General features: G+C 74.0%; 10 protein-coding genes. 5 read left to right on the forward strand and 5 right to left on the reverse strand.

The window, feature by feature from the left end; translation table 11 throughout:
- Positions 1-61 precede the first annotated feature (61 nt).
- Both AB0F61_RS23675 and AB0F61_RS23680 read left to right on the forward strand, forming a co-directional pair.
- The gene (locus AB0F61_RS23675; RefSeq protein ID WP_357813208.1) at positions 62-994 is read left to right on the forward strand and encodes an ATP-binding cassette domain-containing protein; all 933 of its coding nucleotides are present in this window, start codon (positions 62-64) and stop codon (positions 992-994) included.
- Entirely contained in the window at positions 991-1,812 is an 822-nt protein-coding gene (locus tag AB0F61_RS23680) for an ABC transporter permease (protein WP_357813210.1), read from the forward strand. The genes AB0F61_RS23675 and AB0F61_RS23680 overlap by 4 nt, the downstream gene beginning before the upstream one ends.
- A gap of 30 nt (positions 1,813-1,842) precedes the next feature.
- Here the strand turns inward: AB0F61_RS23680 and AB0F61_RS23685 are convergent, their stop codons facing one another.
- From AB0F61_RS23685 to AB0F61_RS23700, 4 genes are read right to left on the reverse strand one after another with little or no spacing between them, the layout of a single operon-like run.
- Positions 1,843-2,520: a response regulator transcription factor gene (locus AB0F61_RS23685; protein WP_357813213.1), complete on the reverse strand. Its 678-nt coding sequence runs from the start codon at positions 2,518-2,520 to the stop codon at positions 1,843-1,845.
- Positions 2,520-4,085, reverse strand: coding sequence for a histidine kinase (locus tag AB0F61_RS23690; protein ID WP_357813216.1), 1,566 nt, complete (start codon positions 4,083-4,085; stop codon positions 2,520-2,522). The genes AB0F61_RS23685 and AB0F61_RS23690 overlap by 1 nt, the downstream gene beginning before the upstream one ends.
- Before the next feature lie 54 nt (positions 4,086-4,139).
- Complete coding sequence (gene bioD, locus AB0F61_RS23695) at positions 4,140-4,865, reverse strand: dethiobiotin synthase (RefSeq protein ID WP_357813219.1); 726 nt, start codon at positions 4,863-4,865, stop codon at positions 4,140-4,142.
- Positions 4,866-4,914: 49 nt separating this feature from the next.
- The gene (locus AB0F61_RS23700) at positions 4,915-6,051 is read right to left on the reverse strand and encodes an 8-amino-7-oxononanoate synthase (protein ID WP_357813221.1); all 1,137 of its coding nucleotides are present in this window, start codon (positions 6,049-6,051) and stop codon (positions 4,915-4,917) included.
- A gap of 154 nt (positions 6,052-6,205) precedes the next feature.
- Between AB0F61_RS23700 and bioB the strand changes: the two genes are divergently transcribed.
- The 3 genes from bioB to AB0F61_RS23715 are packed head-to-tail and all read left to right on the forward strand — an operon-like array spanning position 6,206 to position 7,909.
- Positions 6,206-7,201 (forward strand): biotin synthase BioB, encoded by a 996-nt coding sequence (bioB, locus tag AB0F61_RS23705; protein ID WP_357813224.1) that lies wholly within the window; start codon positions 6,206-6,208, stop codon positions 7,199-7,201.
- 5 nt (positions 7,202-7,206) lie between these two features.
- Positions 7,207-7,398 (forward strand): hypothetical protein, encoded by a 192-nt coding sequence (locus AB0F61_RS23710; protein WP_357813226.1) that lies wholly within the window; start codon positions 7,207-7,209, stop codon positions 7,396-7,398.
- Positions 7,399-7,402: 4 nt separating this feature from the next.
- Positions 7,403-7,909 (forward strand): GNAT family protein, encoded by a 507-nt coding sequence (locus AB0F61_RS23715; RefSeq protein ID WP_357813229.1) that lies wholly within the window; start codon positions 7,403-7,405, stop codon positions 7,907-7,909.
- 1 nt (position 7,910) lies between these two features.
- Here AB0F61_RS23715 and AB0F61_RS23720 read toward each other — a convergent pair whose 3' ends face one another.
- Complete coding sequence (locus tag AB0F61_RS23720; RefSeq protein ID WP_357813231.1) at positions 7,911-8,438, reverse strand: DUF488 domain-containing protein; 528 nt, start codon at positions 8,436-8,438, stop codon at positions 7,911-7,913.
- Positions 8,439-8,584 lie beyond the last annotated feature (146 nt).

An 8,584-nucleotide genomic window follows, 5' to 3' on the forward strand; every position in this document is an offset into this window, starting at 1 on the left:
AGGGTCGGATGGTGCCGTTCGGGCGCGGTGCGGCAGCGGGTCGCGCGCCTAGCGTCAGCGCATGATCACATTACGTGGGTTGACGAAACGGTTCGGGGCGACCGTCGCGGTCGACTCGTTGACCGTCGACGTCGCGCCCGGCCGGGTCACCGGCTTCCTCGGCCCCAACGGCGCCGGCAAGTCCACCACCATGCGGATGATCCTCGGGCTGGACCGCCCCACCGCCGGGCAGGCCCTGGTCGGCGGGCGCGCGTACCGGGAACTGCGCCGACCGCTGCACGAGGTGGGTGCGTTGCTCGACGCCCGAGCCATCCACCCGGCCCGGTCCGGCCGGGCCCACCTGTTGGCGATGGCCCGCAGCAACGGCATCCCCGCCCGCCGGGTCGACGAGGTGCTGGACACCGTCGGGCTGGACGCGCGGGCCGCCGGCAAACCGGGCCGGACCCTCTCCCTCGGCATGGGCCAGCGGCTCGGCATCGCCGGCGCGCTGCTCGGTGACCCGCCGGTGCTGATGTTCGACGAACCGGTGAACGGCCTCGACCCGGACGGGGTGCGCTGGGTGCGGCAACTGACGCGCTCGCTCGCCGACCAGGGGCGGACCGTCTTCGTCTCCAGCCACCTGATGAGCGAGATGCAGCTCACCGCCGACCAACTCGTGGTGATCGGCCGGGGCCGGCTGCTCGCCGACGCACCGATCGGCGACGTGATCGCCGGCAGTACGGTCGCCGTCCGGGTGCGCAGCCCGCACCCGGACGGGTTGGCCGCCCTGGCCGAGCGCCTCACGGCCGCCGGGGCGAGCGTGGTGGCGGCCGACCGCGACGAGCTGACCGTCACCGGCACCACCGCGGGCCGGGTCGGTGACCTGGCCTACGAGCTGGGGGTACGACTGCACGAGCTGACCGCGCAGGCCGCGACCCTGGAGCAGGCGTTCATGGAGCTGACCGCCGACAGCGTCGAGTACGCCGGCGGCCCGACCGAGGGTGGGCAACGATGAGCACGCGGACCGACGCGGGCACCCGCCCCGCCAGCACGCCGACCGCCGGTGCGCCGGGCGCCTTCCGGGGGGCGGTGGCCGCCGAGTGGACCAAGCTCTCGTCGGTGCGCAGCACCTGGTGGACGGCGCTGGCCGGGCTGCTGGTGATGGCCGCGAGCGCCGGCCAACTCGCCATCTACGCCGCGAACGCCAACACCAATGACGATCCGGCCGACGACCGGGGGGTCGTCACCGTCGGCAGCGTGCTGATCGACTCGGTCGAGCTGACCCAGTTCGTGGTGCTCGCCCTCGGCCTGCTGGCGATCACCGCCGAGTTCACAAGTGGCACCATCCGGACCACGTTGCAGTGCACCCCGTCACGCGGTCGCGTGCTGCTGGCCAAGGCCGCGGTCGCCGGCACAGTCACCTTCGTCCTCGGGTTGCTGCTCGGCGGCGTCGGCACCCTGGTCGCCCGGCCGGTGCTCGGCGAGTGGGGCAGCGCCCCGGCAGCCGAGACGATCGGCGACATCGTGGCGGTGGCGGTCTACCTGGCGCTGATCGGCGTGTTCGCCCTGGGTCTCGGCGCCGCACTACGCAGTGCGGTGCTCACGATCACCGTGCTCCTCGCCACCCTGATGATCGTGCCGCTGTCCCTTCAGGAACCGGACATCGACGTGTTGAACCGGATCGCCGACGTGTTACCCGGCGTGGCCGGCGGGCACTTCCTGGCCGGCGACACCGAGCCGTACCCGAGTCTGGTCGGGCTGCTCCTGCTCGCCGGGTGGGCCGGTGCCGCACTGCTGCTGGGCCGGGTCGCACTGCGCCGCCGCGACGCCTGACGAGCTGAGCGGGGGCTCTCCGGCCCCCGCTCAGCCGTCGACAAGCCCCGCCTCGTACGCGAGGATCGCCGCCTGCACCCGGTTACGCACGTCCAGCCGGGTGAAGATGCTTGTCAGGTAACTCTTCACGGTGCCCTCCACCAGGTGCAGCCGGCGGGCGATCTCGGCGTTGGACAGCCCCGCCCCGACCAGGGCCAGCACCTCCCGTTCCCGCTCGGTGAGCCCGGCCGTACGGTCCCGCGCGGCGGGGCGGCGGGCCAACCGCCCGGCACCCAGCTCGATCACCCGACGGGCCACCCTCGGCGACAGGTACGCGCCACCGTCGGCCACAGCGTGCACACCGGCGATCAGCTCACGCGGGTCACCGGCCTTGAGCAGGAACCCGTTGGCACCGTGCCCGAGCGCACGGGCCACATGGTCGTCCTCGCCGAACGTGGTCAACATGATCGTCGCGGTCTCCGGCACGATCCGGCGGATCTCGGCGGCGGCGGCCAACCCGTCCAGCCGCGGCATCCGGATGTCAAGCAGCACGACGCGAGGTCGGTGCGCACGGACCAGCTCCACCGCGGCGCGTCCGTCACCGGCCTCGGCCACCACCTCGATGCCTGGATCGGTGGCGAGGATGGCCCGGACGCCGGCCCGGATCATCGCCTCGTCGTCGGCCAGCACCACCCGCACCGGCGCTGCCCCGGCCCTGTCGGTGTCCACTAGGCGATCCACTCCTTGCTGGCCAACCGGCCGTCGGTGAAGCAGAGCCGCCAGGTCGGCTCGGCCAGAGGGAAGTTGCCATCGGTGTAGTACTCGCAGCCGGCCCGGTCCACGCCGACCGGGCTGTCCAACTGCCGCCGGGGCAGACCCTTGAGATCCGACCTGGCCGTGCCGACGCGCATCTGGTCGAAGGTCTCCCGGTCCAGCACCGTCCCGGCGGTCGCCACCGGGTAGTAGACGAAGGAGAGCACCAGGGCGAAGCCGGCCGGGGCCAGGAGCGCCACGAGCAGACTGCGCCGGACCCGTCGGCGGGCGTCGTGCAGCCGCCGCTCCGCGTCCACCGGCCGCTCCGCCGGACCGGGCGCACCGTCACCGGAGCGCGCTGCCCGGCCCTCCGGCTCGATCGCCTCCACCGGCGGCGCGCTGACCGGCAACGCCGCCACCACGGCGAACCCGCCGCCGGCGCGGGGACCGGCGTCGAGCGTCCCACCGGCGAGGCGGACCCGCTCGGCGAGGGCGAGCAAACCGCTGCCCTGCGACGGCGGGGCGGGCGGCGGCCCACCCGGCGGAGCACCGTTCACCACGCTCACCTCGACCCGTTCGCCGTCGCGGGTGAGGCGAACGTCGACCGGGGCGCCCGGCGCGTACCGGGCGGCGTTGGTGAGCGCCTCACGGACGACCCGGTGGGCCGCGTGGCCGGTCATCGCCGGCAGCTCCGCGACCGCCGAGGCGGCGTCCATCCGTACCACCAACCCGGCCTCCCGGGCGTTGTCGACCAGGTCGGCGACGGTCTCTCCACTCGGACGCACCGACGCGCCACCGTCCTCGCGCAGCACCCCGATGATCTCGTGCAGTCGCTCGGTGGCGGCGGAGACGCTGGCCCGCAACTCGCCCGCCGCGGCCCGGTGCCGGTCGTCGAGGTCGGCGGCCACCTCCAGGGCGGCGGCGCGCAACGCGATCAGGCTGAGGTCGTGACCGAGCGAGTCGTGCATCTCCCCGGCGATCCGGGCCCGTTCCCGCAGCCGGATCCGCTCGGCGGCGCCGTTCTTCTCCCGGGTCAGCGCCTCCACGTGGCGACGACCGGCATCGGTCAACTCCTGCTGCTGACGCCGGTACCGGCCCGCCAACCAGGGGAACACCGCGGCGAAGAGCAGCACCGAGGCCAGCAGGAACCAGGTGGCCGAACCGGTGCCGAGCAGACCCAGGTTGAGCGCCGTGCCGCCGGCCGCGATCAGCACGAAGACCCCGGCGGCCGGGCCGGCGGAGTCGGTACGTCGCCCGGCGAGATAGCTGAAGACGGGGATGGCGAAGACGAAATTGCCGTCCACAACCGATCCGGACACCGCCAGGACGAGGGCGACCAACGGTCGGCGTCGACTCGCCACCACGGCCCCGCCGAGCAGCAGCAGCTTGCCGACGAGCAGCGGCAACGCGTACCGCGGGTAGGGCGGGCTGACCCCGGCATAGCCGACCGGGGCCGCGACGACCGCCCAGAGCAGCGCGTCGAGCAGCAGGCGACGCCGCCGGTCCAGCGGACCGGGCGGCGAGGAGTCGAGGATCCGCACGGCGGCCAGGCTACCCACGCCCGACCTGCGCGGACACCGACGAAAGTCAGGTGGTCAGCCGCTCTCCTCGGCCCAGACCCGCCAGTCGTCGAGCACGCCGTGCAGGGCCGGAGTGAGCCAGCCCGGCGCGGAACGACGGAACACCCCCGGGTCCATCGCGCCGGCGCCGTCGGGCAACGCGCCGAGCAGATTGGGCACCAGATCGGTGAGGTTCGTCCAGTGCACCAACTCCGGCCGGCTCGGCCAGGCCCCGATCACCACACCGGCCGGCACCGCCCGCCGGTCGAGCGCCTCCAGGGTCAGCGCGGTGTGGTTGAGCGTGCCCAACCCGGCGCGGGCGACCACCACGGCGGGCGCGCCGAGCGACACCGCCAGGTCCGCCATCGTCCACGGCTCGCCCGACGGACGCAGCCCCATCGGAACCAGCAACCCACCCGCGCCCTCGATCAGCACCAGGTCGTGTTTGTCCGCCTCCGCACGGACGGCGTCCACCGCCTCGTACAACTCCAACGGCGGCAGGTCGGCGACCCGGGCGGCCGCCAGCGGGGCGAGCGGGTCGGGGTAACTGGACAGAGTGCGGCCGGTCAGCGGGGCAGCCAGCCGGTTCACCGCGTCCACATCGCCCGGCTCGCCGCCGGCCGTACCCGTCTGGGCCGGTTTGACCACCGCCACCCGCAGCCCGGCGGCCTGCGCCGCGGCGGCGATCGCCGCGGTCGCCACCGTCTTGCCGACCTCGGTGTCGGTCCCGGTGACCAGGACCGGCCCTTCCCACCCGGTCACCGGGCCACCTCCGCCCGCGAGGCTCGCCAACCCGGCCCAATCCTCGCGTTCACGGGGCACACTCCACGATGACCTCCAAGGCCCGCTCGAAATCCGCCCGGGGCACCCCGGCGCCGACCGTGAGGCGCAGGCGGGAACGGCTGTCCGGGGTGGACGGTGGCCGGAAGCAGCCCACCGCGACACCCCGCTCCCGGCAGTCGGCGGCCCAGGCGGTCGCCGCCTCCGGCCCGGGGGCGGTCACCGAGATCACCGCCGCGTCCGGCGCGGAGACGGTCAGCCCGGCCGCACGCAGTCGACCGACCGCCAGCCGCACCCGGTCGGAGAGCTCCGCGCGCCTGTCGTCATCGACCCGGGCCAGCCGCAGCGCGGCGTGCACCCCGGCGGCGACCGCCGGTGGCAGTGCCGTGTCGAAGATGAACGTACGCCCGGTCTCGACCAGGTGCCGGACGAACTCGGCCGGGCCGGCGACCACACCACCGGCACCACCGAGCGCCTTGGACAGGGTGGCGGTCACCAGCACGTCCGGTGCACCGGCCAGCCCCGCGGCGGCCACCGCGCCGGCGCCGGCCGGACCGGTCACGCCGAGCGCGTGCGCGTCGTCGACCAGCAGGAGCGCACCGTGGCGGCGGGCCACCGCGTGCAGCCGGGCCAGCGGCGCGAGGTCACCGTCGACCGAGAAGACCGACTCGGTCACCACCACCGCCGGGCGGCCCGGAGCGGCCGCGAGCGCGGCAGCCACCGCGTCCACGTCGGCGTGCGGAGTGACCACCGTCTCGGCCCCGGAGATCCGGCAACCGTCGATCAGGGACGCGTGGTTGTGCGCGTCGGAGACGAGCAGCGTCCGAGGTTGGACGAGCGCCCGCAGCGCACCGAGGTTGGCCAGGTAGCCGGAGGAGAAGACGAGGGCGCGGTCGGTGCCGAGCCACTGCGCCAGCTCGTCCTCCAGCGCCTGGTGGGCGTCGGTGGAACCGCGCACCAGACGCGACCCGGTGGCCCCCAGCCCGTACGCCGACAGCGCCGCCGTGGCCGCGGCGATGACCTCCGGGTGGGTGGCCAGGCCGAGGTAGTCGTTGCCGGCCAGATCGGTCACCTGATCGCCAGCGGGTCGCGGGTGCAGTCGCCGGGTCAGCCCCGCCTTCGCCCGCAACCGCGCCCGGCGGTCGAGCGCCGCCAGCCAGTCCGCCACCGTCATCCCCTCGCCGCCGCCCGCGCCGGTCGGCCCGACACCTGCCGGGCGAAATTACCACCCGCCACCGTCAGCCCGACGGATCCACTCGACGCGAGCGGTCGCCGGGCTGCCAGGCCATTCCGGCTGATCGGGGCCTAGTAGGGTACGAGCCATGCCAGAGATCCTCGACCAGGCCCGGACCCAGGTGCTGGGTGACGGTGTCGGCCTCGACCAGGCCGGCGTCCTCGCGGTGCTGAACCTGCCCGACGAGCACCTGCCCGCCGCCCTGCAACTCGCCCACGACGTGCGGATGCGCTGGTGCGGTCCCGAGGTCGAGGTCGAGGGCATCGTCTCGCTGAAGACCGGCGGCTGCCCGGAGGACTGCCACTTCTGCTCCCAGTCCGGCCTGTTCACCTCCCCGGTGCGGTCGGTCTGGCTGGACATCCCGTCGCTTGTCGAGGCGGCGAAGCAGACCGCCAAGACGGGGGCCACCGAGTTCTGCATCGTGGCCGCGGTGCGCGGCCCGGACGCCCGGTTGATGAAGCAGATGCGCGAGGGCGTCGCCGCCATCAAGGCCGAGGTCGACATCCAGGTCGCCGCGTCGCTGGGCATGCTCACCCAGGAGCAGGTCGACGACCTGGTCGACATGGGCGTGCACCGCTACAACCACAACCTGGAGACCTGCCGGTCGTACTTCCCGAACGTGGTCACCACGCACTCCTGGGAGGAGCGCTGGGAGACGCTGCGGATGGTGCGCGACTCCGGCATGGAGGTGTGCTGTGGTGGCATCCTCGGCCTCGGCGAGACCGTCGAGCAGCGGGCCGAGTTCGCCGCGCAGCTCGCCGAGCTGAACCCGCACGAGGTGCCGCTCAACTTCCTCAACCCCCGGCCGGGCACGCCGCTCGGCGACCGTCCGGTGGTGGAGGGCAAGGACGCGCTGCGGGCCATCGCCGCGTTCCGGCTGGCCATGCCCCGCACCATCCTCCGGTACGCGGGTGGTCGGGAGATCACCCTCGGTGACCTGGGCACCCGTGACGGTCTGCTCGGCGGCATCAACGCGGTGATCGTCGGCAACTACCTGACCACGCTGGGTCGGCCGGCGACCGCCGACCTGGACCTGCTCGACGAATTGAAGATGCCGGTCAAGGCGCTTTCTGCCACGCTGTGACGACCATGACGACGACCGAGGTGTGGTGCGACAGGTGCGGTGAGTCGGCGACGGCCGCCGCCCACCCGGGCTGCGCGTCGGCCCGCCAGTTGGAGCCGCCCCGGTTCTGCCACCGGTGCCGCCGCCGGATGAAGGTGCAGGTGCTGCCGGTCGGCTGGTCGGCGGTCTGCGTCGAGCACGGCGAGATCCGGGGCTGAGCCGGTGCTGCGCGGGCGGGCGGTGACCCTGCGACCGGCGACGGTCGCGGACGTGCCGGCTCTCGCGGCGATCCGGGCCGCCCCGGAGGTACGCCGGTGGTGGCGCGGCGGCGACGACCTGACCGATTCCGTGCGCGCCGACCTCGGCGACGACGACCTGCACGTGTACGCGATCGAGCACGACGGCCGGGTGGTCGGTGCGATCCAGTGGCACGCCGAACCGGACCCGGACTACCGGCACGCCAGCATGGACGTCTTCCTCGACCCGGCGGTGCGCGGTGCCGGGCTCGGCGTGGACGCGATCCGCACCCTCACCCGGCACCTGATCGACGAGTACGGCCATCACCGCTTCACCATCGACCCGGCCGCGGCGAACAGCTCCGCGATCCGCGCGTACGCGAAGGTCGGTTTCCGCCCGGTGGGTGTGCTGCGCCGCTACGAGCGCGGCGAGGACGGGCGCTGGCACGACGGCCTCCTGATGGACCTGCTGGCCGACGATCTCGTGGAGTGACTCACCCGTCCCAGCACAGGTGCCCGTCGGGGAGCCGGCGGGCGCCCTCGGCGGGCTGGTGGGGGCTGAGCCGCCCCTCCGGCATGAGGTGCGCCACCGGGGTTCCCCGACCGAGGGTCGCGACGTCGGCGATCAGCCGGCGGTGGCAGCGCCACCAGAGGCTCTCGCTGCACATCACGGCGGTGGTCCGCTGGGCCGCGTCGGTGAGCACCTCGGTCAGCGCCACGTCGAACTCCGGCCGGCGGGTGTACGCGGCGTACGCCCGGAACGCGGCGACCTTCCACCAGGTGTCCGGCTCGGGCTCGCCGGCCCGGACGTGGCGGCGTCCGCCCAGATCCGGCTCCCAGCGGTAGTCGATCCCGTACTCGGGCAACCACCGCTCCAGCTCCTCGCGGTGCACGTCGGGGTTGGTGCGGCTGGCAGGGTACCGTCGCACGTCCACCAGCAGGGCCACCCCGGCCCCGGTCAGCAGCTCTCCCAGCCGCACCCGGTCGGCGGTGCCGTGCCCGACGGTCAGCAACTCCCCCACACGGTTGCCTTGCCCGAAATCCCCTCCGGTTATCCCCGGTCCCGGGCGAGATCTTGCACGGTCACCGCTCCACCCGAGGAACGGCGGCCGCGCAGCTTGACCGCGACGACCACGGCGTACACGATCGGCAGGCCGAGGACGAAGGC

The organism is Micromonospora sp. NPDC023888, from assembly GCF_040639415.1.
Classification (GTDB): domain Bacteria; phylum Actinomycetota; class Actinomycetes; order Mycobacteriales; family Micromonosporaceae; genus Micromonospora.